The sequence below is a fragment of the Microbacterium petrolearium genome (genome assembly GCF_054782875.1).
This window is the reverse complement of the sequence record NZ_BAAGRQ010000015.1, coordinates 1-23,990: the sequence shown is the minus strand read 5'-3', so window position 1 is coordinate 23,990 and position 23,990 is coordinate 1. Positions and strand designations below refer to the sequence as shown.

Annotated in this window: 23 protein-coding genes; 12 read left to right on the top strand and 11 right to left on the bottom strand. The window is 72.9% G+C overall.

The features are described from left to right. Positions 1-79 precede the first annotated feature (79 nt). Positions 80-1,015, bottom strand: coding sequence for a hypothetical protein (locus ACYVJ0_RS11355; RefSeq protein WP_460817913.1), 936 nt, complete (start codon positions 1,013-1,015; stop codon positions 80-82). Further along, the gene (locus ACYVJ0_RS11350) at positions 1,012-2,304 is read right to left on the bottom strand and encodes a winged helix-turn-helix domain-containing protein (RefSeq protein WP_460817912.1); all 1,293 of its coding nucleotides are present in this window, start codon (positions 2,302-2,304) and stop codon (positions 1,012-1,014) included. The genes ACYVJ0_RS11355 and ACYVJ0_RS11350 overlap by 4 nt, the downstream gene beginning before the upstream one ends. Positions 2,305-2,436: 132 nt before the next feature. Here ACYVJ0_RS11350 and ACYVJ0_RS11345 point away from each other — a divergent pair, with 132 nt between their 5' ends. From ACYVJ0_RS11345 to ilvA, 3 genes are read left to right on the top strand one after another with little or no spacing between them, the layout of a single operon-like run. Beyond that, positions 2,437-4,251 carry a penicillin-binding transpeptidase domain-containing protein gene (locus ACYVJ0_RS11345; RefSeq protein ID WP_460817910.1) on the top strand — a complete coding sequence of 605 codons (1,815 nt, stop codon included), beginning with the start codon at positions 2,437-2,439 and terminating at the stop codon, positions 4,249-4,251. Positions 4,252-4,300: 49 nt separating this feature from the next. Then, positions 4,301-5,587 (top strand): AI-2E family transporter, encoded by a 1,287-nt coding sequence (locus ACYVJ0_RS11340; protein ID WP_460817909.1) that lies wholly within the window; start codon positions 4,301-4,303, stop codon positions 5,585-5,587. A 2-nt stretch (positions 5,588-5,589) separates the two neighbouring features. Next, a complete protein-coding gene (gene ilvA / locus ACYVJ0_RS11335; protein WP_449853654.1) occupies positions 5,590-6,840 on the top strand; it encodes a threonine ammonia-lyase in 1,251 nt (416 codons plus the stop codon). Between the two features lie 217 nt (positions 6,841-7,057). On the opposite strand, the gene greA is transcribed toward ilvA, so the two are convergent. Further along, positions 7,058-7,540 (bottom strand): transcription elongation factor GreA, encoded by a 483-nt coding sequence (gene greA, locus ACYVJ0_RS11330; protein WP_449853450.1) that lies wholly within the window; start codon positions 7,538-7,540, stop codon positions 7,058-7,060. 76 nt (positions 7,541-7,616) lie between these two features. Further along, positions 7,617-8,006, bottom strand: a complete 390-nt coding sequence (locus tag ACYVJ0_RS11325) for a DUF4307 domain-containing protein (protein WP_460817907.1) — start codon at positions 8,004-8,006, stop codon at positions 7,617-7,619. A 66-nt stretch (positions 8,007-8,072) separates the two neighbouring features. Between ACYVJ0_RS11325 and ACYVJ0_RS11320 the strand changes: the two genes are divergently transcribed. Beyond that, a complete protein-coding gene (locus tag ACYVJ0_RS11320) occupies positions 8,073-8,327 on the top strand; it encodes a hypothetical protein (RefSeq protein WP_449853448.1) in 255 nt (84 codons plus the stop codon). 24 nt (positions 8,328-8,351) lie between these two features. On the opposite strand, the gene trhA is transcribed toward ACYVJ0_RS11320, so the two are convergent. Next, positions 8,352-9,074, bottom strand: coding sequence for a PAQR family membrane homeostasis protein TrhA (gene trhA, locus ACYVJ0_RS11315; protein ID WP_449853447.1), 723 nt, complete (start codon positions 9,072-9,074; stop codon positions 8,352-8,354). Positions 9,075-9,166: 92 nt separating this feature from the next. On the opposite strand from trhA, the gene ACYVJ0_RS11310 reads away from it, so the two are divergent. The 6 genes from ACYVJ0_RS11310 to ACYVJ0_RS11285 all read left to right on the top strand — a co-directional run bounded on the left by ACYVJ0_RS11310 (position 9,167) and on the right by ACYVJ0_RS11285 (position 15,775). Further along, a complete protein-coding gene (locus ACYVJ0_RS11310) occupies positions 9,167-9,952 on the top strand; it encodes an isoprenyl transferase (RefSeq protein ID WP_460817906.1) in 786 nt (261 codons plus the stop codon). A 37-nt stretch (positions 9,953-9,989) separates the two neighbouring features. Next, complete coding sequence (locus ACYVJ0_RS11305) at positions 9,990-11,111, top strand: aminotransferase class V-fold PLP-dependent enzyme (RefSeq protein ID WP_460817905.1); 1,122 nt, start codon at positions 9,990-9,992, stop codon at positions 11,109-11,111. Positions 11,112-11,361: 250 nt separating this feature from the next. Continuing rightward, positions 11,362-12,675, top strand: coding sequence for a PhoH family protein (locus ACYVJ0_RS11300; protein ID WP_449853457.1), 1,314 nt, complete (start codon positions 11,362-11,364; stop codon positions 12,673-12,675). Positions 12,676-12,847: 172 nt separating this feature from the next. Further along, the gene (locus tag ACYVJ0_RS11295; RefSeq protein ID WP_449853444.1) at positions 12,848-14,581 is read left to right on the top strand and encodes a carbon starvation CstA family protein; all 1,734 of its coding nucleotides are present in this window, start codon (positions 12,848-12,850) and stop codon (positions 14,579-14,581) included. 4 nt (positions 14,582-14,585) lie between these two features. Continuing rightward, positions 14,586-14,846, top strand: coding sequence for a cory-CC-star protein (locus ACYVJ0_RS11290; protein ID WP_449853443.1), 261 nt, complete (start codon positions 14,586-14,588; stop codon positions 14,844-14,846). Then, positions 14,837-15,775 carry an ArsA family ATPase gene (locus ACYVJ0_RS11285; protein ID WP_460817903.1) on the top strand — a complete coding sequence of 313 codons (939 nt, stop codon included), beginning with the start codon at positions 14,837-14,839 and terminating at the stop codon, positions 15,773-15,775. The genes ACYVJ0_RS11290 and ACYVJ0_RS11285 overlap by 10 nt, the downstream gene beginning before the upstream one ends. Before the next feature lie 9 nt (positions 15,776-15,784). Here the strand turns inward: ACYVJ0_RS11285 and ACYVJ0_RS11280 are convergent, their stop codons facing one another. The 6 genes from ACYVJ0_RS11280 to xseA all read right to left on the bottom strand — a co-directional run bounded on the left by ACYVJ0_RS11280 (position 15,785) and on the right by xseA (position 22,160). Continuing rightward, a complete protein-coding gene (locus tag ACYVJ0_RS11280; protein WP_460817901.1) occupies positions 15,785-17,845 on the bottom strand; it encodes a prolyl oligopeptidase family serine peptidase in 2,061 nt (686 codons plus the stop codon). A gap of 102 nt (positions 17,846-17,947) precedes the next feature. Then, positions 17,948-19,342, bottom strand: coding sequence for a class II fumarate hydratase (locus ACYVJ0_RS11275; RefSeq protein WP_449853440.1), 1,395 nt, complete (start codon positions 19,340-19,342; stop codon positions 17,948-17,950). 17 nt (positions 19,343-19,359) lie between these two features. After that, positions 19,360-20,010: a carbonic anhydrase gene (locus tag ACYVJ0_RS11270; protein ID WP_449853439.1), complete on the bottom strand. Its 651-nt coding sequence runs from the start codon at positions 20,008-20,010 to the stop codon at positions 19,360-19,362. Further along, positions 20,007-20,624 carry a DUF4245 family protein gene (locus ACYVJ0_RS11265; protein ID WP_449853438.1) on the bottom strand — a complete coding sequence of 206 codons (618 nt, stop codon included), beginning with the start codon at positions 20,622-20,624 and terminating at the stop codon, positions 20,007-20,009. The genes ACYVJ0_RS11270 and ACYVJ0_RS11265 overlap by 4 nt, the downstream gene beginning before the upstream one ends. Continuing rightward, the gene (locus ACYVJ0_RS11260) at positions 20,624-20,860 is read right to left on the bottom strand and encodes an exodeoxyribonuclease VII small subunit (protein ID WP_449853437.1); all 237 of its coding nucleotides are present in this window, start codon (positions 20,858-20,860) and stop codon (positions 20,624-20,626) included. Before ACYVJ0_RS11260 ends, ACYVJ0_RS11265 begins: the two co-directional genes overlap by 1 nt. 1 nt (position 20,861) lies before the next feature. Beyond that, positions 20,862-22,160 (bottom strand): exodeoxyribonuclease VII large subunit, encoded by a 1,299-nt coding sequence (xseA, locus tag ACYVJ0_RS11255; RefSeq protein WP_460817899.1) that lies wholly within the window; start codon positions 22,158-22,160, stop codon positions 20,862-20,864. 90 nt (positions 22,161-22,250) lie between these two features. Here xseA and ACYVJ0_RS11250 point away from each other — a divergent pair, with 90 nt between their 5' ends. Both ACYVJ0_RS11250 and ACYVJ0_RS11245 read left to right on the top strand, forming a co-directional pair. Beyond that, the gene (locus tag ACYVJ0_RS11250) at positions 22,251-23,273 is read left to right on the top strand and encodes a 4-hydroxy-3-methylbut-2-enyl diphosphate reductase (protein ID WP_449853456.1); all 1,023 of its coding nucleotides are present in this window, start codon (positions 22,251-22,253) and stop codon (positions 23,271-23,273) included. Next, the gene (locus ACYVJ0_RS11245; RefSeq protein ID WP_460817898.1) at positions 23,270-23,833 is read left to right on the top strand and encodes a DUF6264 family protein; all 564 of its coding nucleotides are present in this window, start codon (positions 23,270-23,272) and stop codon (positions 23,831-23,833) included. The genes ACYVJ0_RS11250 and ACYVJ0_RS11245 overlap by 4 nt, the downstream gene beginning before the upstream one ends. The last annotated feature ends 157 nt before the right edge of the window (positions 23,834-23,990 follow it).

The following is a 23,990-nucleotide window of genomic DNA, read 5'->3' as shown; positions in this document are numbered from 1 at the left end:
GTGACGGCCGGGATGCGGACGCTCCGACGCTATCGCCGCGATGCCGGCCGCCCGATTCGTGTTACGCCGTGCGACGGACTCAGAACATCGACAGGATCAGCTGCGCGTCGCGGAAGGTGAGCGTTCCGCGCATCGTCCAATCGTCGGTGCGATACGTGAAGCTCTGCGCCGAGCCGTCGTGCGCGACGCCGGAGGCCTCCGCGACGAGCGCGCCGCCCGTGGCCTGGAACGTGCCCGCGTCGGCATCCAGCGACGCCCGGGGCAAGCGCTCGATCGTGAACGCGATCCGCTCGAGCTCGCGCAGATCGGCCGCCCAGGGGACGACGATCCCGCACGCGGCCGGGACGGCGTCGGTCGCCGCCGCGCAGCGCTCGGCGTGCCCCTCGAGCCGCTCCTGCACGATCTCGGTCGCGCCCTCGGCGACGGTCGCATCGAGCTCGACGTCGGCAGACTCCTGGCCGGGCAGGATCGCGACGCGGGCCGCGCCGTCGAGGATCTCGGCCGGCAGCGGGGTCACCTCGTACACGCCGGGCAGCAGGATCGGGGTGTCGTCGGCCGCGAACGTGCGGTCGCCGATGGCGAAGGCGTCGCCGCGGGACGGCGTCACGGTGAGGGCAGTGGTCGCTCGCACGATCCACGTATCACCGGCGCGCGCCATGGGCACGGCGACCTCGCGCGGCTCGCCGTCGAGCGTGACCTCGGCGTGCAGCTCGGCGCGGTCGCCGTCGGTCTCGACGGCGCCGAGGGCGGCGTCCGAGACGTGGGCGCGGGCCCGTGCGAACAGCGCGAGCGCGTCGTCGTCCGCATCGGTCACGGCGTCGAGCGCCTCGGCATCGCCCCGGACGAGCGCCGTGAGGTAGCGCTCCGCCGTGTCGCGGGGGTCCGATCCGCGCGAGGCGATCCACCACGCGCCGATCCCGCCGGCGAGCAGCGCCACGACCACGGCGGCGACGAGCACGGCCCGCGTGCGGCGCGCGCGTCCCGGCGCCGCGGCCGCGTCGCCGGGGGCCGTCACGACGCCCGCTCCGTCTGCTCCGCGCGCGGCAGCGGGATCGCCGGCGCCAGCGGCGCGCGCGGGTGGTCGTGGCGCTCGGCGCCGGGCAGCGCGTCGGCGATGTCGTGCGCCGCGTCGCCCCACCCCGAGACCGAGACCCGTTCGAGGCCCTGCCACGCCGCCGCGCGCTGCAGCTCCGCGGCGATCCGCTCGGCCGCGTCGGCCGGGGCGTCCCGCTCCCACCAGGCGGACTGCACGAGCAGGGTCGAACCCGCGCGGTCGGCCTTGAGGTCGACGCGCGCCGCCAGGCGGTCGCCCACGAGCACCGGCAGGGAGTAGTAGCCGAAGCGCCGCTTGTGCGCCGGCACGTAGATCTCGATCCGGTAGTCGAAGCCGAACATCCGCAGGGCGCGGTCGCGGAACCACACCACGGGGTCGAACGGCGTGAGCAGCGCGACGCGGTCGACGCGGCGGGGCACGGCGGCGTCGCGGTGCAGCCAGGCGGGCAGCGGCCTGCCGCCGCGATCCCAGCCCGCCACGCGCACGGGAAGCAGCTCGCCCGCGTCGGCGAGATCGGCGATGGCGGGGGCGACGTCGCGCGCCTTCAGGCGGTAGTAGTCGGCGATGTCGGGCGCGGTGGCGATGCCGTGCGCGCGGGCGGCGCGGCGCACGAGCTCGCGGATCGCCTCCGCGCGCGGCACCTCGCGGGCGAGCGCGTCGGCGGGGATCACGCGCTCGGCCAGGGCATAGCTGCGCTCGAATCCGCGCCGGCCCGCGATCGCGACCTCGCCGAAGCGCCACATCAGCTCGAGCCCCCGCTTGACGTCGTCCCAGTCCCACCAGGGGCCGCGCGGCGCGCGGGGCGGCTCGTCGTGGAGGTCGGCCGGCCGGACCGCACCGCGTTCGATGAGCTCGGCGCGCAGGCGGTCGAGCGTCGGCGCGTGCGCGCGCGCCCAGTCGTCGTAGCGCGCGCGGAAGGCGTCCATGCGGAACCGCCACAGCGACCAGTCCGCCGCGGGCACGAGCGCCGCCTCGTGCGCCACGTACTCCACGTAGCGGGCGCGGCGCCCGAAGAGCATCCGGTCGAGGGCGTCGCGATCGTAGGCGCCGAGGCGCGCGAAGTGCGGCATGTAGTGCGAGCGCGCGAACACGTTCACCGAGTCGATCTGCAGCGCGCCCATCCGCTCCATCGCCGAGTGCAGCCGCGCGGGCCCCGCGGCGGCGGGCCGCGCGCCGCCGAAGCCCTGCGCGCCCAGGGCGATGCGCCGCGCCTGGGCCGCGCTGAGGGTCTCGATCCGCGTGGTCGTCATCGCTCCACGCTACTGCGGGGCTCCGACATGCCTCCCGACGATCCGTCCCGAGACGCCGCGCGGTCGGCGGCGCGGCGGAGCATCGGCCCGGTCGCGCCCGGCGCGTCGGAGGGGCCTGCCATACTGGCCGCGATGTCTCGGATCCCCGCCGCCTCCGCCCTCGTCCTCCTCACGACCCTCGGGCTCGTCGGCTGCGCGCCGGGCGACGACGGTCTCGACGAGGCCCTCACCGCCGTCGAGTCCGCCCTCGAGCGGCACGAGCTGCCCGCGAGCGCGACGGGCGGCGACGACTTCGCATCGCTCGTCGAGCCGCTCGCCGGGTACGAGCTGGACGTCGCTCTCGGCGAGGTCGAGCGCGACGGGGACGTCGCGACCGTGCCGGCGGAGTGGACGTGGGACATCGACGGGCGGGAGTGGACGTACGAGCAGACGCTCGAGCTCACCCGCGACGGCGAGACGGGCGAATGGGCCCTTCCGTGGTCGCCCGCGCTCGTCGCCGACGGCCTGGAGGAGGGCGAGACGGTCGGCGTCGAACGGGCCTATCCGCCGCGCGCGCCGATCGTGGGCGCGGGCGGCGAGCCCATCGTCACGGAGCGGCCCGTCACGCGGTACGGCCTCGACAAGAGCTGGATCGACGCGGGCCAGGTCGACCAGAGCGCGCGCGACATCGCCGCGGCGCTGCAGGTCGACGCCGACGAGTTCGCGGCGCGGGCCGCGGCGATGGGCGAGCTCGCCTTCGTCGAGGCGATCGTGCTGCGCCCCGAGGACGCGGCGACGCGGGTTCCGGCGGACTTCGCCGAGATCCCCGGCGCGAGCGCCATCGAGACGACCATGCAGCTTGCGCCGACCCGCACGTTCGCCCGCGAGATCCTCGGCACGGTCGGCGAGGCGACGGCCGAGATCGTCGAGAACTCCGAGGGCGCGATCGCCCCCGGGGAGCAGACCGGGCTGTCGGGGCTGCAGGCCGAGTACAACGACCGCCTGCGCGGCACCCCGGCCGTCACCATCACGGCGTCGACGGGCGAGGAGGACGAGGATCCGCGCGTGCTCGCCGAGTGGCCGGCGGAGGACGGCGAGCCGCTGCAGACCACGCTCGACATCGCGCTGCAGCAGCGGGCCGAGGCGGTGCTGGCGGGCGTCGAGCCCGCGAGCGCGCTCGTGGCGATCCGGCCGTCCACGGGCGAGATCCTGGCCGCCGCGAACGGCCCGGGCAACGGCGGCTTCGACGCCGCGACGAGCGGCCGGTACGCGCCGGGCTCCACGTTCAAGGTCGTGACGACGCTCGCCCTGCTGCGGTCCGGAATGGCGCCGGACGACGCCGTGGCGTGCGCGGATGAGGTCACGGTCGACGGCTACACGTTCCACAACTACGGCGAGTACCCCGCCTCCGCGCTGGGCGGCATCACCCTGCGCGCCGCCGTGGCGAACTCCTGCAACACGGCGTTCGTCGGCCTGAACGACCGCGTGACCGACGCCGATCTGCGCGACGCCGCGGCCTCCCTGGGCGTCGTGGGGCCGGACGACACCGACTCCCAGACCCAGCACGCGGCCAACATGATCGGCCAGGGCATCGTCACCGAGACGCCGCTCGGCATGGCGACGGTCGCCGCCTCGGTCGCCGCGGGGCGCACCGTGTCGCCGTACCTCGTCGCCCCCGGCGAGCAGGCGGAGTCCTCGCTCACCGCCGAGGAGGCCGAGACGCTGCGGGGCCTCATGCAGGCCGTCGTCACCGAGGGCTCGGGAAGCGCCCTCGCGGGGCTGGGCGCGGGCGTGGGAGCCAAGACCGGCACGGCGGAGTTCGGCGAGCCCGACGAGAACGGCGACCTCGCGAGCCACGCGTGGATGATCGCGTTCCACGGCGACCTCGCCGTCGCGGTGTTCGTGGAGCGGGGCGAGGGCGGGGCGAGCACGGCCGGCCCCCTGATGGCCGACTTCCTCGACGGCTGAGCCCGCGCATCACGGTGCGGGCATACGGCGTGGTCCTAGACTTGGCCAGATGAGCGACGAGAACCGCCCCTCGCTCGATTCGAACCGGGGGTTCTGGGACTTCCTGCGACCGCGGGCGGCCGCGCCGAGCCGGTCGGGCGTCGACGGCGTGGAGGTCCCGACGGGACTGCGCGTCGCGACGGCCTATGCGTGGCGGCTCCTGATCATCGCCGCGGCCGTGGGCGTGGGCGTCTGGCTGGTCATCCAGTTCAAGCTGCTCGTCATCCCGATGCTCGTCGCCATCCTCATCACGGCGCTGCTGTCCCCGGGGTTCACGCTCATGCTGCGACTGCGCGTCCCGCGCGTGCTCGCGATCGTCGTCTCGGTGCTCGGCACCCTCGCGATCGTCATCGGCCTCATCTGGCTCGTCGTGTGGCAGGTGAGCCGCGAGGCGGGGGAGGTGCGCGACCGCGCCGCGCAGGGCATCGTCGATCTGCGCGACTGGGCGATCTCGAGCGGGCTGCTGACGGAGCGCCAGATCAGCGACGCATTCGACACCGGCTCCCGCTTCCTCAGCGAGCAGGCCGAGACGCTGCTCAGCGGCGCGCTGACCGTCGGCACCACCGTCGGCCACCTCGGTGCGGGGCTGCTGCTGGCCCTGTTCATCCTCATCTGCCTGCTCGCCGACGGCGCCTCGATCTGGCGCTGGACGCTGCGGCTGTTCCCGCGCTCCTCGCGCCCCGCGGTCGACGCCTCGGCCCGCAACGGCTGGCGCACCCTCATCAACTACGCGCGCACGCAGATCATCGTCGCCACGATCGACGCGGTCGGCATCGGCATCGGCGCCGTGCTGCTCGGCGTGCCGCTGGCGATCCCCATCGGGGTGCTCGTGTTCCTCGGCGCGTTCGTGCCCTTCGTCGGCGCGATCGTCACGGGGGCCATCGCGGTCGTGATCGCGCTCGCCTACAACGGCATCTGGATCGCCGTGGCGATGCTCGCGGTCGTGCTGCTCGTGCAGCAGGTCGAGAGCCACCTGCTGCAGCCGCTGCTGATGGGGTCGGCCGTCAAGGTGCACCCGCTCGCCGTCGTGCTCGTCGTGGCGGGCGGATCGATGATCGGCGGCATCGCGGGAGCGCTGTTCGCGGTGCCCGTGGCGGCGTTCGTGAACGTCGTCGCCGTCACCCTGGCGAGCGGATCGTGGCGCACCGGCGCGCCGCCCGACGCGGATGTGATCTGGAGCACCGTGCCCAGATCGGTCCGCGGCGACGGGACCAAGGACGACGGCCCGAAGGCCGACGCCCCCGACGACGAGGCGGAGCCGGCGCCGCCGGCCGGCGACAAAGGGAGTCGGGCATGACCATGGCCGAGCAGACCCGGGGGACGTCCGCGACGCCCGGGCTCGCCGAGATCGAGGCCGCCGCGGCGAGCCTCGCCGGTGTCATCGAGCGCACGCCGCTGCAGCCCTCGCAGCACCTGACCGAGGTGCTCGGCCACCCCGTGAGCCTCAAGCTCGAGAACCTGCAGCGGACGGGATCGTTCAAGGTGCGCGGCGCCACCTACCGGCTCTCGCGCCTCACGCCCGAGGAGCGCGCCCGCGGGGTCGTCGCCGCCTCAGCCGGCAACCACGCGCAGGGCGTGGCCCTGGCCGCGCGCGAGCTGGGCATCCACGCCACGATCTACATGCCGCTCGGTGTGCCCGTGCCCAAGTTGCTGGCCACCCGCGGCTACGGCGCCGAGGTCGTGCTGAGGGGCGAGACGGTCACCGAGCCGCTGCGCCTCGCCGCCGAGCACGCCGAGCGCACCGGCGCCGTGCTCATCCACCCCTTCGACCACCGGGACATCGTCACGGGGCAGGCCACGCTCGGCCTCGAGGTGATGGACGAGGCGCCCGACGTCGAGACGATCGTGCTGGGGATCGGCGGGGGAGGCCTGATCGCGGGCGTCGCGGCGGCCGCGAAGGCCCGCGCGGCGGCCGCCGGGCGCACGGTGCGGATCGTCGGCGTGCAGTCCGAGAGCGCCGCCCCCGTGCCGGAGTCCCTCGCGGCCGGCCGCCCGGTCGCGGTGGAGACGCGGCCGACGATCGCCGACGGCATCCTCGTCGCGCGCCCCGGCGACGTGCCCTTCGAGATCATCCGGGAGCTCGTGGACGAGGTCGTCACCGTCAGCGACGACGACATCGCCCGCGCCCTGCTGGCCCTGCTCGAGCGCGCCAAGGTCGTCGTGGAGCCGGCGGGGGCCGTCGGCGTCGCGGCCATCATGGCCGGCAAGGTGCGCGCGCAGGGCCACACCGTCGCGGTGCTGACCGGCGGGAACATCGATCCGCTGCTCATGCAGCGGGTGATCGCGCACGGCCTGGCCGCGTCGGGCCGCTACATGACCGTGCGCGTGCCGCTGCCCGACCGCCCCGGCCAGCTCGTGCAGGTCTCGCAGGTGATCGCCGAGGCGGGCGGCAACGTCATCGAGGTGCTGCACACGCGCCACGGCCAGGGGCTGCAGATCAGCGAGGTCAACCTGCAGGTGTCGGTCGAGCTGCGCGGCACCGAGCACCGCGAGCTCGTGCTCCAGGCGCTGCGCGACGCCGGCTTCCGCCCGGAGCTGATCGAAGACTAGCTTTTTCGAGTCTGCGCGCGCTCGGGCACGGCTTCGCCGTGCCGCTCGCGTGCTCGCGCCGGCGCTCCCGCGCGGACGAGGCGGCGCTTCGCGCCGCGGGGGCGGCCGCATTGGCGGCCGCACGCTCGCTTCGCTCGCACAGTGATCGGTTGCTGAACGGAGCGGCCGCAGGCCGCGGAGATGAAGCGACCACCGCAATCCGGCGACGCGGGGCGGGTCAGCCCAGGAAGGTGTCGACCTTGACGATCTCGACCGGGATCTGCTTGCCGTTCGGGGCCTCGTAGGACGTCTTGTCGCCCTCCTTGAGGCCGAGGATCGCGGCGCCCAGGGGGCTCTTCTCGCTGTAGACGTCGAGGTCGGTGCCGCCGGCGATCTCGCGGCTGCCCAGCAGGAACCGCTCCTCGTCGCCCAGGATCAGCGCCGTCACGACGGTGCCGGACTGGACGGTGCCGTCCGACTGCGGCGCCTCTCCGACGACGGCGTCCTTGAGGAGCGCCTGCAGCGTGCGGATGCGGGCCTCCTGCTTGCCCTGCTCGTCCTTGGCGGCGTGGTAGCCGCCGTTCTCGCGAAGGTCGCCCTCCTCGCGGGCGGCCTCGATGCGCTTGGCGATCTCCTCGCGGCCCACCGTGCTGAGGTGCTCGAGCTCGGCGGCGAGGCGGTCGTAGGCCTCCTGAGTGAGGAACGTGGTGTCGTTCGACACGGCTCTATCCCTTCGTAGCAGGATGTGAAAGACGCCCCGGCACCGGCCGGGGCGTCAGAGGTTCTGGTGCGTCAGCCTACGACACGCGGCAGGAGTTCACCAAACCGGTCGTGGCCTCGGCGACGGTCGGCACGGTCTCCCTGTGCTGCTGCGCGTGCCGCTCGGCCGCCGGGTACGCGAACACCTTCCAGCCCACCACGCCGAAGTCCTCGTCGAGCGCCTCGAGCACACACACGACGTCGCGGCCCGGGGGAGCGGTGAACTGGAACGACACGTCGACGGCGTGCTCGCCGGTCACCTCGAAGCCGAGGTCGTCCACGCTCACGTCGTCGATGGTCGAGGCCACCGTGGTCCACACGAGCCAGCCGACGGCCGCCGCCGCGAGCGCGCCCACGATCAGCCGGCCCGCCCTGCGGCCGCCGCGCGTGCGGCCGTATCGCTCGTCGAGCTGGGCCTTGGTGGTCACGGGGATCTCCGGGGGAGGGGGAACGTAGGCTGGTACTCCAGGCTACGTCGGGAAGATGAGGACAGAATGCACGGACTCGGCTGGATCGTCGCGCAGGCGGTCACGCCCACCCCGACCCCCACGGTCGACCCGGACCTCGTCACGCCCGGTCCGCTCGGCTTCGGCGTCGTCGCGCTGCTCGTCCTCGCCGTCGTGCTGCTCGTGCTCGACATGCTGCGCCGCGTGCGCCGGGTGCGCTATCGCGAAGAGGCGAACGAGGCGCTCGACGCCGAGGAGGCCGCCGCCCGTGGCGAGTCGTCCGAGGACGACGCCGCGCGCTGAGCCGCGTCACGCCGGGGCTCCCCGTCAGGCCGGGCCGTTGAACGGCGGGTTGATCGCCAGCAGCAGCGCCGCGGTCCAGTGGCACAGGAACGCCAGCACGGTGCACACGTGGAAGATCTCGTGGAAGCCGAAGTGCTTCGGAGACGGGTTGGGCCGCTTCATCGCGTACACGACGGCGCCCACGGTGTAGAGCAGGCCGCCCACGATCACGAGGATGACCATCGCCAGGTTCGCCTCGAACAGCTGCGGCATGTACATCACGGCCGCCCAGCCGAGCGCGAGGTACAGCGCCACGTAGAGCCAGCGCGGGGCGCCGATCCACAGCACCCGGAACAGGATTCCCACGAGCGCGCCGATCCAGACGACGACGAGCAGGATCGTGCCCTGCGGGAACGGCAGCGCCAGCAGCGCGATCGGCGTGTACGTGCCGGCGATGAGCAGCAGGATGTTCGCGTGGTCGATCCGCTTCAGCACGGCCTTGACCGTCGGGCTCCAGTCGAAGCGGTGGTACATCGCCGAGTTGCCGAACAGGAGCAGCGACGAGGCCATGAAGACCGCCGACGCCCATTTGGCCGTGGCGCCCTGCGCCAGGGTGATGAGCACGACGCCCGTCACGAGCGCGACGGGGAAGGTCGCCGCGTGGATCCAGCCGCGCCAGCTGGGCTTGATGTCGACCACCGCATCGACGGCGGAGGCCTCGAGGAGGGGCAGCTGCGGGACCTCGGGGGCGCGATCACGACGGCTCATGATCCCGAGACTACGCGGCGGCACATGCCGCGCGGCGCACGCGCGGGCGATCCCCAGGCGATCCCTGCATCGCACCTGACTAGGGTGGATCCGTGAACAGCGGACGTTCGGGGCAGGGCCTGGGGCCCCTCTACCGCCTCTACACCGCGCGGCTGCGGCGCGAGATCGACCCGGCGGCCGTGCCGCATCACGTCGCGATGATGATCGACGGCAACCGGCGCTGGGCACGCCAGCTCGGCCTGCGCACGGCGGCGGACGGCCATCGCGCGGGGGCGCGCAAGATGGTCGAGTTCCTGGAGTGGTGCGACGAGCTCGGCGTGGGCGTCGTCACCCTCTACCTGCTCTCGAACGACAACGTGCGCAAGCGCGACGCGGCGGAGCTGAGCGACCTGATCGAGATCATCGAGGGGCTCGCGCACCGCCTCGCCGGCCGCGGCGACTGGCGGGTGCAGCACGTGGGCCGCGACGGCGACCTGCCCGACTCCCTCGTCATGGCGCTGCGTGACGCCGAGGAGCGCACCGCGGCCAACACCGGACTGCACGTGAACCTCGCCGTCGGGTACGGCGGGCGAGCCGAGATCGTGGATGCGGTGCGGAAGATCATCCAGAAGCACGACGAGCGCGGCGGCTCCCTCGAGGAGCTGGCGGCGAGTCTCACGCCCGAGGTGATCGGGGAGCACCTGTACACGGGCGGCCAGCCGGATCCCGACCTCGTCATCCGCACGAGCGGCGAGCAGCGCCTCAGCGACTTCCTCGTGTGGCAGAGCGCACACAGCGAGTTCTACTTCGTGGAGGCGCTGGGCCCCGACCTGAGGCACATCGACTTCCTGCGCGCCATCCGCGACTACGCCACCCGCGAGCGCCGCTTCGGCGGCTGACGCGCGCCCCGCGGCGCCGCTCTGTCATGCTGAGCGGATGAGCAGCATCTCGGAGTATCGCGCGACCTTCACGGGTGAGCCCGGCTACCTGAACTTCGCGGCCTTCGGGCCGCTGTCGAGCACCGTTCGCGACGAGGTCGTCGCCGACGTCGGGATGCTCGGCACCGGCAGGGCCTCGAGCATCGATCACGTCGCCGGACGGGTGCGGGAGGCGCGCGAGGCGGTGGCGGGGCTGCTGGGCGCGTCGGTGGACGAGGTCACGCTGCAGCCCTCGACGAGCCACGGCCTGGCGCAGGCCGTGTACGGCCTGGAGGGCGGCGTGCTGGCCTCGGCCGCCGAGTTCCCCACCATCCCCACGCTCCTCGTCCGCGCCGCCGAGGCGTTCGGGCGGATCACGCCGCAGTGGATGACCCCGCCGTCCGGGTTCGTCACGCCCGAGGCGGTGGCCGAGGCGCTCGACGACGACACGCGCGCGCTCGTGGTCAGCTCGGTCGACTCGCGCACGGGCTTCCGCGCCGACCTGCGCGGGCTGCGCGAGGTGCTCGGCGACGACCGGCTCCTGCTCGTCGACGACACGCAGGGCTTCGGCGTGATCGACGCCGACTACGCCGCGGCCGACGTCGTGTGCGGGCACGGCTACAAGTGGCTGCGCGCCGGACGCGGCACGGGTTTCGCGTGGTTCGGGCCGCGGGCGCGCGAGGCGATCCGGCCCGTGCTGTCCGGCCACGTCGCCACCGCGACGGGCATCACCTTCGACGACGTTCCCGCCCCGCACCCCACGGCGCAGGCGTACCGGCTCTCCGAGCCCGACTGGCTGGCCGCGAGCCGCCTCGCCGTCGCCGCGAGCGAGGTCGCGGCGGTGGGCGTCGCCGCGATCCAGGACGAGCTCGCCGCGCTCACAGCGCGCGTGATCGCGCTCGCCGACACCCACGACATCCGCGTCGTCACGCCGCGCGAGCCGGAGCGGCGCGCCGGGTTCGTCGCCCTCGCGCCGCGCCAGGAGGACGTGGCGCCCATGGCGGCCGCGCTCGCCAACAGCGGCGTCACGGTGACCTCCCGCAGCAACCTCATCCGGGTCGCCCCGCACGTGGGCACCGACGACGAGACGCTCGGCATGCTCGCGGACGCGCTCGCCGCCGCGCCGCGCGTCTCGTCGTAGCAGCGGGGCGCCCGCGTTCCCCGGAATTCACGAACACGTAATCCGCCACGCCCGGCGCGTCGTGCCACGGGACCGGCGCGCGGTCGTACGTTCGTGGCATCGGGCAAGGTGTCCGATCGAGTCGGCCATACGGACCTCGACTCGTGGCCAACGGTCGACTCGCAGTGAGCCGGGCAGAGCCCGGGGCGGGGAGTGGGTTGTGACCACTGGCAACACGGTGCAGCGTCGGCAGCGTTCCGCTCGCGAGACGGTGCACGCGCAGGATCGGGATCAGGATCTGCGAACCTACGTGCTCGACACGTCGGTCCTCCTGAGCGATCCGCGCGCACTCTTCCGATTCGCAGAGCACTCCGTCGTCATCCCGGTCGTGGTGGTGGGCGAGCTCGAGGCCAAGCGCCACGACCCCGAGCTCGGCTACTTCGCCCGGCAGGCGCTGCGTCACCTCGACGACCTGCGCATCGAGCACGGGCGCCTCGACTTCCCCGTGCCCGTGGGCGAGGGCGGAACGCTCCGAGTCGAGCTCAACAACACCGACCAGTCGGTGCTGCCCAGCGGCATCCGGCTCAGCGACAACGACAGCCGCATCCTGGCCGTGGCGATGCACCTGCTGCAGGACGGGCAGTCCGTGACCGTCGTCTCCAAGGACCTGCCGATGCGCGTGAAGGCCGCCTCCCTCGGCCTGGCCGCCGAGGAGTACCTGGCCGAGCAGGCCGTGGACTCGGGTTGGACGGGCCTGGCCACCCTCGCGCTCTCGGGCGACGAGATGGCCGACCTGTACGAGACGGAGGTCGGCACGCACGACGACGTCGTGGGCATCCCCGTCAACACGGGCCTCGTCATCCAGTCGGAGCGCGGCTCGGCCCTCGGGCGGGTCACGGGCGACGGCTCGTACCGCCTCGTGCGCGGCGACAGCGACGTGTTCGGCCTGCACGGCCGCTCGGCCGAGCAGCGGATCGCGATCGACCTGCTCACCGACCCGGATGTGGGGATCGTCTCGCTGGGCGGCAAGGCGGGCACGGGCAAGTCGGCGCTCGCGCTGTGCGCGGGCCTCGAGGCGGTGCTCGAGAAGCAGCAGCAGAAGAAGATCATCGTGTTCCGGCCGCTGTTCGCCGTCGGCGGGCAGGAGCTCGGCTACCTGCCCGGCGACCAGGCCGAGAAGATGAACCCGTGGGGTCAGGCGGTGTTCGACACGCTCGGCTCGGTGGTGTCGCAGAACGTGCTGGACGAGGTGGTGGAGCGCGGCCTGCTCGAGGTGATGCCGCTCACCCACATCCGCGGCCGCTCGCTGCACGACGCGTTCGTGATCGTCGACGAGGCGCAGTCCCTCGAGCGCAACGTGCTGCTCACGGTGCTCAGCCGCATCGGCCAGAACTCGAAGGTGGTGCTGACGCACGACGTACAGCAGCGCGACAACCTGCGCGTCGGCCGCCACGACGGCATCGCCAGCGTGATCGAGACGCTCAAGGGACACGGCCTGTTCGCCCACATCACGCTGACGCGCTCGGAGCGCTCGGCCATCGCGGCGCTCGTGACCGACCTCCTGGAGGTCGGCGAGCTCGCCTGATCCGTATCCGGACGAGGCTCCGGTTCCCGCGCGACGCGCCGGAGCCGGAGCCTCGCCGTATGCGCGGCGGGGCCCGCGCGCCCGCTAAAGTTGTGAATTGCCCGAGAGCCGTCAGGCGCGGGCGTCGTGCAGCCATCCGCTGCGCTGTCAATGACGACAGAAAGGGCATCGCATGGGTTCCGTGATCCTGCTGCTCGTCGGCCTCGCGATCTTCGCGGCCGGCTACCTCATCTACTCGAAGTACCTCGGCAACCGGGTGCTGCGCCTCGACCCGGCGTTCCGCACCCCCGCGCACGAGAAGAACGACGGCGTGGACCACGTGCCCACGAACAAGTTCGTGCTGTGGGGCCACCACTTCACGTCGGTCGCCGGCGCCGCGCCCATCGTCGGGCCCGCCGTCGCGGTGATCTGGGGCTGGCTGCCCGCCTTCCTCTGGGTCACGATCGGCACGGTGTTCTTCGCCGGCATGCACGACCTCGGCGCGCTGTGGGCCTCCGAGCGCAACAAGGGCCGCTCCATCGGCGCGCTCGCCGCCCGCTACATCGGCCGCCGCGGCTCGTATGTGTTCCTGCTCGTCATCGCGCTGCTGCTGCTCATGGTCATCGCGGCGTTCGCCGTCGTGATCACGAACCTGCTCATCGGCAGCCCGACCACCGTCATCCCCGCGTGGGGCGCGATCGTCGTCGCGCTGCTCGTCGGCATCGCCGTGTACAGGCTGCGCTGGAACCTCGGCGTCGTCACGATCGTCGGCGTCGTCGCGCTGTACGCGCTGATCGTCGTGGGCGACCGCTTCCCGGTGGTGCTGCCCGATCCGATCCTCGGGATGAGCCCCGGCACGTTCTGGATCGTCGCGCTGTTCCTGTACGCGGGCATCGCGTCGCTGCTGCCGGTGTGGCTGCTGCTGCAGCCGCGCGACTACATCAACGGCGTGCAGCTGTTCATCGGCCTGGCGATCCTGTTCGTCGGCGCGCTCTCGGCCGGCCTGTTCTTCGGCAACGACTTCGTCGCGCCCGCCATCAACACGGCCGTCCCGGAGGGCACGCCCGACATCTGGCCGCTGCTGTTCGTCACGATCGCGTGCGGCGCCATCAGCGGCTTCCACGGCGCGGTCGCCAGCGGCACGACGTCGAAGCAGCTCGACAAGGAGCCCGACGCCCGCTTCGTGGGCTACTTCGGTGCCGTGGGAGAGGGCATGCTCGCGCTCGGCGCGATCATCGCCGCCACCGCCGGCATCCAGAGTGCCGCCCGCTGGGAGGAGATCTACTCGGCCTTCAACCAGGGCGGCATGGCCGCGTTCGTCGAGGGCGGCGGGAACATCGTCGAGCTCGGGCTGGGCCTTCCCGCCTCGCTGGCGGCGACCGTGCTGGCGACGATGGGCGTGCTGTTCGCCGCGACCACCATGGACACCGGCGTGCGCCTGCTGCGCTTCGTGTTCCAGGAGGCCGGCGAGATCGTCGGCATCAAGCTCAACACGCTCGTCGGCACCGTGCTCGTGCTCGTCGTGAGCATGGGGCTGGTGTTCAGCCAGGGCGTCGACGGGTCCGGCGGCCTCACGATCTGGCCGCTGTTCGGCACGACCAACCAGCTGCTGGCCTCGCTGACGCTGATCATCGTGTCGATCATGCTCATCCGCAAGCGCCGGAACGTGCTCGTCACGCTCATCCCGCTCGCGTTCGTCTTCGTCGCGGCGTTCTGGGCGGCGATCGTGCAGGTGGGCACGTTCTGGAACGGCGGCGTCGACACCAACTGGCTGCTGCTGATCGTCGACCTCATCATCATCGTCGCCGCCGTCTGGGTCGCGGTCGAGGGCATCGCGGCCATGCGCCGCGCGGCGAGCGAGGAGCCCGAGACGGAGGACGCCGACCTCGCGGATCACCTGACCGGGACCATTCCCACGGCCCGGTGACGTCGTGTCTTCGTCGCGCTGGGCCGCATTCGCGAGGGGGCTGAACGAGTTCTATCAGGGCCCGTACCGCCGCACCTTCGCCCGCGCCCAGCGCGACGAGGACGACCATTTCATGCTCGTCGTGCTCGCCGAGTCGCTCGGCGTGCCCGATCCCGCCGCCTACTACTCGGCCGAGCTGCTGCCCGCCGTCTACGAGGACTTCCACGCGTGGCACCGCCGCGCGGGGATCCCCCGCAGCCCCCTGGACCACATCTCATGCTGCTGAACGACATCGCTGCGCGCCGCGCCGTCTTCGTGGGCGGCAAGGGCGGCGTCGGCAAGACGTCGCTCACCTCGGCGATCGCCCTCGCCCGCGCCCGGGCGGGATCGCGGGTGCTCGTCGTCTCGACCGACCCCGCGCACAACCTCGGCCACCTGTGGGAGAGGGCGGTCGGCGACGACGTCATCGGCCTGTGGTCGGAGGGGGCAGGCCGGGTCGACGGCGTGGAGATCGATCCCGCGCGCACGGTGGACCGTCACCTCGCCGCGGTGTCCGACACGATGCTGCGGCTGCTGCCCGAGCGCCTGCACCGGCCCGCGCGCGAGCATCTCGAGTCGGCGCGGCACGCACCCGGCACGCACGAGGCGGCCGTGCTCGACCGCGTGGCCGAGACGCTCGAGACGGGGCTCGACGCCTACGACCTCGTGCTGTTCGACACCGCGCCGTCGGGCCACACGCTGCACCTGCTCGCCATGCCCGAGCGGATGACGGACTGGACGGAGAGGCTGCTCGCGAACCGCGACCGCTCCGAGCGCTACGCCGTGGCCTACGGCGCGCTGGGCGGCACGAAGGACACCGCGGACCGCGACGCGGGGCTGCGGCGCGTGCTGCTGCGGCGCAGGGAGCGCTTCGCCCTCATGCGCGAGATGCTCGCCGACGCGGGGCGCTCCGGCTTCGTGCTCGTCTTCGTGCCCGAGCCTCTGCCGATCGCCGAGAGCCGGGAGGTCGCCGCGGAGCTGGCGCGGCTGGGCGTCGGGCTCATCGGCGCGGTGGCGAATCGCCTGTCGCCGACCGACGCGATGCCGGCCCGACGCACCCGCGAGGAGGAGCTTCTGGCGCAGCTCGACCTCGGGGCGCCGCTCACCCGCGTGCCGCTGGTCGACGACCTCGTCGGGCTCCCGGCCCTGACGCAGCTCGCCGACGCCCTGGGGTGAGCGTCGCCCTCAGAGCCCGGTGAACCGCGCCGCGAAGGCGAGCTGGTCGGCGAACTCGAGCACCTGGGCGTCGCGCGGCTTGCCCATGCCGTGGCCGGCTCGCGTGTCGACGGAGAGCAGGATCGGCGCATCCCCGCCCTGCGCGTGCTGCAGCGCCGCGGCGAACTGGAACGAGTGGCCGGGCACCACGCGGTCGTCGTGGTCGCCGGTCGTGATGAGGGTCGGGGGATAGGACCGCCCCTCGACGACGTTGTGCAGCGGCGAGTACGCGCGCAGGTAGGCGAACGCCTCGGGGTCGTCCGGGTCGCCGTAGTCGCTCGTCCACGCCCAGCCGATCGTGAAGCGGTGGAAGCGCAGCATGTCGAGCACGCCGACTCCCGGCAGCACGGCGGCCCACAGATCGGGCCGCTGAGTGAGCGCCGCGGCGGCGAGCAGCCCGCCGTTCGAGCGGCCGTGCAGGGCGAGCTGCCGCGGCGTCGTGAGGCCGTCGGCGATGATCCGCTCCGCGACGGCGAACAGGTCGTCGAAGACGTTCTGCTTGCGCTCCTTCGTGCCGGCCTTGTGCCAGTCCGATCCGAACTCGCCGCCGCCGCGCAGGTTCGGCACGACGAGCGTGCCGCCCGCCTGCACCCAGGCGGCGAAGATCGCGCGGTAGGCGGGGTTCATGGGGATGTTGAACCCGCCGTAGCCCCACATGAGGGTCGGGCGCGGGCCGTCGGGAGTGCCCTCGGGCGCGACGAGGAACGCGGGCACGACCGTGCCGTCCTTGCTCGTCGCCGCGATCCGCGTCGTCGTCGCGCGGACGGCGCCGGCGGCCGGATCGGGCAGCATGCGGTGCGAGACGACGCGCGCCCCGTCCACGACGATCTCGTGGCGCGTGCCCGGATCCACGAATCCCTGCGTCTTCACGAACACCGTGTCGGTGGACGAGACGGCGTCGGAGCCCTCGACCGAGACGCCGGCACCGATCGGCAGGTCCTCGCCGAGGGCGCCGTCGAAGGTCGCCAGCTGCATGCGGTGCTGAGCGTCGTGCGAGTAGGTGAGCACGAGCCCGCCGGCCGTCAGCGCGGCGTCGAGCAGCACGTCCTCGGCGTGCTGCGGCACGACCTCGCGCAGGGTCGCGGCGGGATCGGCCGCGGCGAGGTCGAACGCGACGAGCCGGTAGCGCGGGGCGTCGGCGTCGGTGACGACGTAGAGCACGTCGTCGCGCACGCCCACCGCGTTCCACTCGCGCTCGTGTCCGGTGGCCAGCGGGCGCAGGGCCGACATCGGCTCGTCGTGGCGGCGCACCGCGAGGTCGTTGCCGCTGGACGATCCGGTGTCGGTCGAGAACACGAACCACTCGTCGTCGCGCGGCCACTGGCGCCCGAACGTGCGCGGCTCCTCGGGGCGCGTGAACAGCAGCTCGTCCTCGGACACGGGCGTGCCGATCCGGTGGAGCATGAGCCGGCCGGCGCCCATCTCGTCGACGAGCGGGTCGTCGCTCGGGGCGTCGTACGCCCAGTACGTGAACGAGCGGCCGTCCGGCTGCCACACCGGCAGGTTCCACTTCGTCCACGGGATCTCGTCGTCGAGGTCCTCGCCCGTGGCGACGTCGCGCACGCGGATGGTGCGCCAGTCGCTGCCGCCGTCGGCGAGGCCGTACGCGAGGAGCGATCCGTCGGGGCTGGGAGAGCTGGCCGTCACGGCCACGGTGCCGTCGCTCGAGAGCTCGTTCGGGTCGAGCAGCACGCGCGCACCCTCGAGCCCGTCCGCGTCGTCGGCCACGACGAGCACGTCCTGGTTGCGGCCGTCGCCGTGCCACGCGAACAGCCGGCCGCCGCGCTGCCGCGGCACGCCGCGCGTCGGCTGCGACAGCAGCGCGCTCAGTCGCTCGCGGAAGGCCTCGCGCGCGGGCAGGGCGGCGAGGATCGGCTCGGCGAAGGCGTTCTGCGCCTCGATGAAGGCGCGCGTCTCGTCGCTGTCGGCGTCCTCGAGCCAGCGGTACGGCGCCGCGATCCGCTCCACGGATCCGTCGGGAAGGGGGAACTCGTCGATGGCGTCGTCGCGACGGACCTCGGGATAGCGCATCCCTTCACCCTATTGCGGGCGAGCGGCGCGACCGTGCGCCCGCCGCTCCGCAACGACGAAGGGGCGGCGAGCCGAAGCCCGCCGCCCCTTCGTGGATCCGGATCAGCCCGGGTGGGTCATCGAGAGCAGGTCGAGGCGCTCGTCCAGCTCGGCCTCGCTGATCTCGCCGCGCTCCACGTAGCCGAGGTCGATCACGGCCTCACGCACCGTGATGCCCTTCGCGACGGCGTGCTTGGCGATCTTCGCGGCGGCCTCGTAGCCGATCACCTTGTTCAGCGGCGTGACGATCGACGGGCTCATGCCCGCCAGCGCCGTGACGCGCTCAAGGTTGGCCTTCAGGCCCACGATCGTCTTGTCGGCCAGCACGCGCATGGCGTTGGAGAGGAGGCGGATCGACTCCAGCAGCGCGGTGCCCATGACGGGGATCGCGACGTTGAGCTCGAACGAGCCCGAGGCGCCGGCCCACGCGACGGTGGCGTCGTTGCCGATGACGCGCGCGCACACCATGAGCGTCGCCTCCGGCACGACGGGGTTGACCTTGCCGGGCATGATCGACGAGCCCGGCTGCAGGTCGGGCAGGTGCAGCTCGCCGAGGCCCGTGTTCGGGCCTGAGCCCATCCAGCGCAGGTCGTTGTTGATCTTCGTGAGCGAGACGGCGATCGTGCGCAGGGCGCCGGACGCCTCGACGAGACCGTCGCGGTTCGCCTGGGCCTCGAAGTGGTCCTGCGCCTCGGTGATGGGCAGGCCCGTCTCGGCCACGAGCAGCTCGATGACCTTCTGCGGGAAGCCCAGCGGCGTGTTGATGCCCGTGCCGACGGCCGTGCCGCCGAGCGGCACCTCGGCGACGCGCGGCAGGGCGGCCTGGATGCGCTCGATGCCGAGGCGCATCTGGCGGGCGTAGCCGCCGAACTCCTGGCCGAGCGTGACGGGCGTGGCGTCCATGAGGTGGGTGCGGCCCGACTTGACGACCGACTTCCACTCCTCGGCCTTGCGCTCGAGGGCCGCCGCGAGATGCTCAAGCGCCGGGACGAGGTCGGAGGTGAGCGCCTCGGTCACGGCGACGTGCACCGAGGTGGGGAAGACGTCGTTGGAGGACTGCGAGGCGTTGACGTGGTCGTTGGGGTGCACGTCGCGCCCCAGGTGCTGGGTCGCCAGCGTCGAGAGCACCTCGTTCATGTTCATGTTCGACGAGGTGCCCGACCCGGTCTGGTACGTGTCGACGGGGAACTCCGCGTCGTGCGCGCCGGTGACGACCTGGTCGGCCGCCCACGCGATCGCGTCGGCGATCTCGCCGTCGAGCGTGCCGAGCTCCTTGTTCGCGAGCGCCGCCGCCTTCTTGATCCGGGCGAGCGCGGCGATCTGGCGGGACTCGAGGCCCGTGCCCGAGATCGGGAAGTTCTCGACCGCGCGCTGGGTCTGGGCGCGGTACAGCGCGTTCTTCGGAACGCGCACCTCGCCCATGGTGTCGTGTTCGATCCGGTACTCGGTCTCGGTCACTTCTTCCTCCGTCAGGATCAGGCCGCGGACGCGGCACCCAGGACGACGTCGGGCACGACCGTGCCCTCCGCCAGGCGGTAGTTGGCGCCGACGACGCCGAGGCGGCCCTCGGCGACGGCGTCGCTGATGAGCTCGGACGACTGCAGGATGGCCGTCACGGTCTGGCGCAGGTGGCGGTGGCCTACCCGCTCGGCGTCGACGGTCTCGTACGTGACGCCCTCGGCGGCGCCGGCGTGCAGCTCGGCGCGCACGGCGGGCACGATCGGCGAGATGGTGCGCCAGATGTGCGGCGGCAGCGGCGGCTGGGCCACGTCGAAGCTGTCGATCGCGGCGCGCACGGCGCCGCACGCGTCGTGCCCGAGCACGACGATGAGCGGCACCTTCAGCACCTCGACGGCGTACTCGAGCGATCCCATGATCGACTCGCCCGTGACCTGGCCGGCGTTGCGCACGACGAAGAGGTCGCCGAGGCCCATGTCGAAGATGATCTCCGCGGCCAGCCGCGAGTCGGAGCAGCCGAACAGGGCCGCCCGAGGGGTCTGCGCGGCCGAGACCTCGGCGCGTCGCGCGACGTCCTGGTGGGGGTGGGCGGGCGTGCCGGCGACGAAGCGGGCGTTGCCCGCCATCATGTCGTCCCACGCCCGTGCCGGCGTGATCGGATCGGTCATCGTGCTCCTTCCTGCAGCGCGCGCACCTGATCGCCGACCAGCTCCGCGAGCTCGGCGGCGTACTCGGCCGGCGCCGACCCGTACAGCAGCACGTGGTCGGCTCCGGCCTGTGTGCCGAGCGCGTAGGAGATGTTCCGGTTGCGGTCGGGGCGCGAGATCTCGTACTCCTGCCACTCGACGCCGTCGATCGTGACGGTCCCCGACGGGGCCGTGCCGCCCAGCTGCTGCGCGGCCCACGTCTCGTCGGCGTCGAAGCCCTGCGCGAGGTTGAGGAAGTTCTCGTCGTCCGGGGTGACGTAGACGACCTCCCAGACGGCGGGGGCGTCGGGCGTCACATCGGCCGCGTTGACGCCCCAGGACTCCGGCACCGCGGGCGCGACGACCTCGCGCTGATACGACTCCGAGACCCGCTGGGCGACCGCGGCCACGTCGATGGCCGGCCGCTCGGGCGGCGTGCCGCGCGGCACCGCGAGGAAGATCACGGCGACGACGGCGATGCTCACGACGAGCGCGATGACGAGGTTCGTGAACGTCTGGCTCTGGCGGTACGCGGCGGAGCGGGCGGCCTTCTGCGCCGCGATGTCCTCGGCGGACTGCTCCGGGAGCGTGGCCATCAGTCGCCCTCGTCCGCGCTCGGACGCGCGGCGTCGAGGCGGCTCTTCGCACCGCGGAGCCACTCCTCGCAGCGCGCCGCGAGCGCCTCGCCGCGCTCCCAGAGCGCCAGCGAGTGCTCGAGCGTCGGGGAGCCCTGCTCGAGCTCGGCCACCACGCGCACCAGCTCGTCGCGCGCCTGTTCGAACGAGAGCTCCGCCACGTCGGCGGGGGCGGGCTGATCGGTCATCGCATCCATCCTATTCGGCGGGGCCCGTGGCCGCCGGGCCCTCGTCGACCGGGCCCTCGCTCACCGCGGCGATCGAGCCGCTCTCGAGCGTGACGACGAGCCGCGTGCCGGCGGGCGCCTGCGCCGCGTCCCGCACGATCACGCCGCCGTCCGCGTGCGCGATGGCGTAGCCGCGGGCGAGGGTGGCGGCGGGGGAGAGCGCCCGCAGCGAGGCGCGAAGCTCGGCCGTGCGGGCCTCGGCGGTGCGGATGCCGCGGGCGACGAGATCGCGGCCGCGCGCGGCGAGCAGGAAGACCTCGTGCGAGCGGTCGCGCACCATCCGCTCGGGATCGCGCAGGGCGGGGCGCGAGCGCAGCTGCTCGAGTTGGGCGATGTCGTGCTGCACGCGCTGCGTCAGCCGCATCCGGGCGCGGGAGCGCAGCTGGCCGACGAGCGCGCGCTGCTCGCCCACGTCGGGCACCACGCGCTTGGCGGCGTCGGTGGGCGTGGAGGCGCGCAGGTCGGCCACGTCGTCGAGCAGCGGGCGGTCGTTCTCGTGACCGATCGCGCTGACGACGGGCGTGCGCGCCGCCGCGACCGCGCGCAGCAGGCGCTCGTCGCTGAAGCCGAGCAGGGTCTGCGGATCGCCGCCGCCGCGGGCGATCACGATGACGTCGACGTCCGGGTCGTCGTCGAGCCGCTTCAGCGCGGCCAGCGTCTCCGGCACGCAGCGGTCGCCCTGCACCGCGGCGTACTCGGTGCGGAAGCGCACCTCCGGCCAGCGCAGCTCGGCGTTGCGGTGCACGTCCTTCTCGGCGTCGCTGCGCTCGCCCGTGATGAGGCCGATGCAGTGCGGCAGGAACGGCAGCGGCTTCTTGCGGTCCTGGTCGAACAGTCCCTCGGCGCGCAGCTGCGCGCGCAGCCGCTCCAGCCGCTCGAGCTGCTCGCCGAGCCCCACGTGCTTCATGGCCGTCACCTGGAACGAGAAGTCGCCGGCGCGCACGAAGTAGTCGGCCTTCACACAGGCGACCACGTGGTCGCCGATCTTCAGGTCCGCGGGGATCCGCCCGCGCACGCTCGACCAGATGCGGATCGAGATCTGCGCGTCCGACTGCACGTCCTTCAGGCGCGCGAAGACGTTGCCCGCCCGCACGTTCCACGACGTGATCTCGCCCTCGACCCACACGGAGCCCCAGCGCTCGATGAAGCCGCGGATCGTCTGGTTCAGCCGGGCGACCGAGGTGGGCGCCTCGGGGGAGGAATCGCGTGGCGAGACGCTGTCGGGCGGGGGCGCCTGACCCGGCACCGGGTCGGCCTGGAAGGTGGTCACGCGGCTGCCTTCCTGACGTCGTGGACTCGGCCGATGCTCATGTGGCGACCGTAGACTGGGTGGGTGAGCACCACCGCCATCTCGCTTCCCATGCCGCGCATTCCGGCACGTCGTGAGCGCCTCCAGGATAACGGGGTGCAGGGACACAAGCGCGTGCTCCTGGCCGCGCCCCGCGGCTACTGTGCCGGCGTCGACCGCGCGGTGATCACCGTGGAGAAGGCGCTGGAGCGCTACGGCGCCCCCGTGTACGTGCGCAAGCAGATCGTCCACAACATCCACGTGGTGCGTGAGCTCGAGGACAAGGGCGCGATCTTCGTCGAGGAGGTCGACGAGGTGCCCGAGGGCGCGCACGTCGTCTTCAGCGCGCACGGCGTCTCACCCGCCGTCGTCGGCGCGGCCGCCGACCGCGGGCTGCAGGCGATCGACGCCTCGTGCCCGCTCGTGACGAAGGTGCACCGCGAGGCCAAGCGCTTCGCGCGCGACGACTACCAGATCCTGCTCGTCGGCCACGAGGGCCACGAGGAGGTGGAGGGCACGGCGGGGGAGGCCCCCGAGCACGTCACCGTCGTGAACAACCCGGACGAGGCCGACACCGTCGAGGTCGCCGACCCGTCGAAGCTCGTGTGGCTCTCGCAGACGACGCTGTCGGTCGACGAGACCATGGAGACCGTGCGCCGCCTGCGCGAGCGGTTCCCTCAGCTGCAGGATCCGCCGTCGGACGACATCTGCTACGCCACGCAGAACCGCCAGGTGGCGATCAAGAAGGTCGCGAAGGACGCCGATCTCGTGATCGTCGTCGGATCGGCGAACTCCTCGAACAGCGTGCGCCTGGTCGAGGTGGCGCTCGAGTACGGCGCGAAGGCCGCCTACCGCGTCGACTACGCCGACGAGGTCAAGCAGGAGTGGCTCGAGGGCGTCGAGACCGTGGGCGTGACCAGCGGCGCCTCGGTGCCCGAGGTGCTCGTGCAGGAACTGCTGCGGGATCTCGCGCACGCCGGCTTCGCCGACGTCGAAGAGGTGAAGACGGCCGAGGAGGACCTCATCTTCTCGCTGCCCAAGGAGCTCCGCGGCGACGGACAGCCTCGCGGCGGACGGGTCGGGGCCTCGGCGTGAGCGACGCGCTGTCCCCTCGCCCGCACGGCGACGAGCAGCCGACGCCGCCGCGCCCGCAGTTCGGTGAGCTCGCCACCCCCGAGGAGCAGCGCCGACGCATGCAGGCGAACCCGCTTCCCGTGCCGCCGCCCGCACCCGAGCCGCAGGCGGCTCGCGTCCCGGTCGCCGGTGCGCGCCCCCGCAACGGGCGCATGGCCGATCGCATCATCACGGTGGGGCTGCTCGTGTACGGCCTCGTCAACACGGTCGTCTCGATCCCGCAGATGACCGACTACGCGACGTACGCCGAGACGCTGCTGTCGCTCATGGGCGTCGACGCGACGCTGTCCGACCCCGCCGGTGCGCGGGGCTGGGGCCTGGCCGCCGCCCTCGTGATGGGCCTCGGGTGGCTCCTCACCGCCGTGCTCTCGTACCTCCGCCTGCGCGCGGGACGGCTCGCGTTCTGGATCCCGATCGTCGGGGCAATCGTGTTCCTCGGCATCTCGGGCGGGTTGCTCACGGTGCCCCTGCTGAACGATCCCGCCGTGCTCGACGCGCTCCTGAGCGCCGGCGCCCCGTAACGGCGGCCCGCACAGAACGAAGCGCCCGGTGCCGTGGCGGGTTCTAACGGTGGTCGCAACACCCCGAGTTTCGGGAGGTTGCGGCCACCGTGTCGTTTTCGGAGGAGAAGGATCGTCGCCGGGCCGAGTTCCTGGCGTTGTTGGAGTCGTTGGGCAG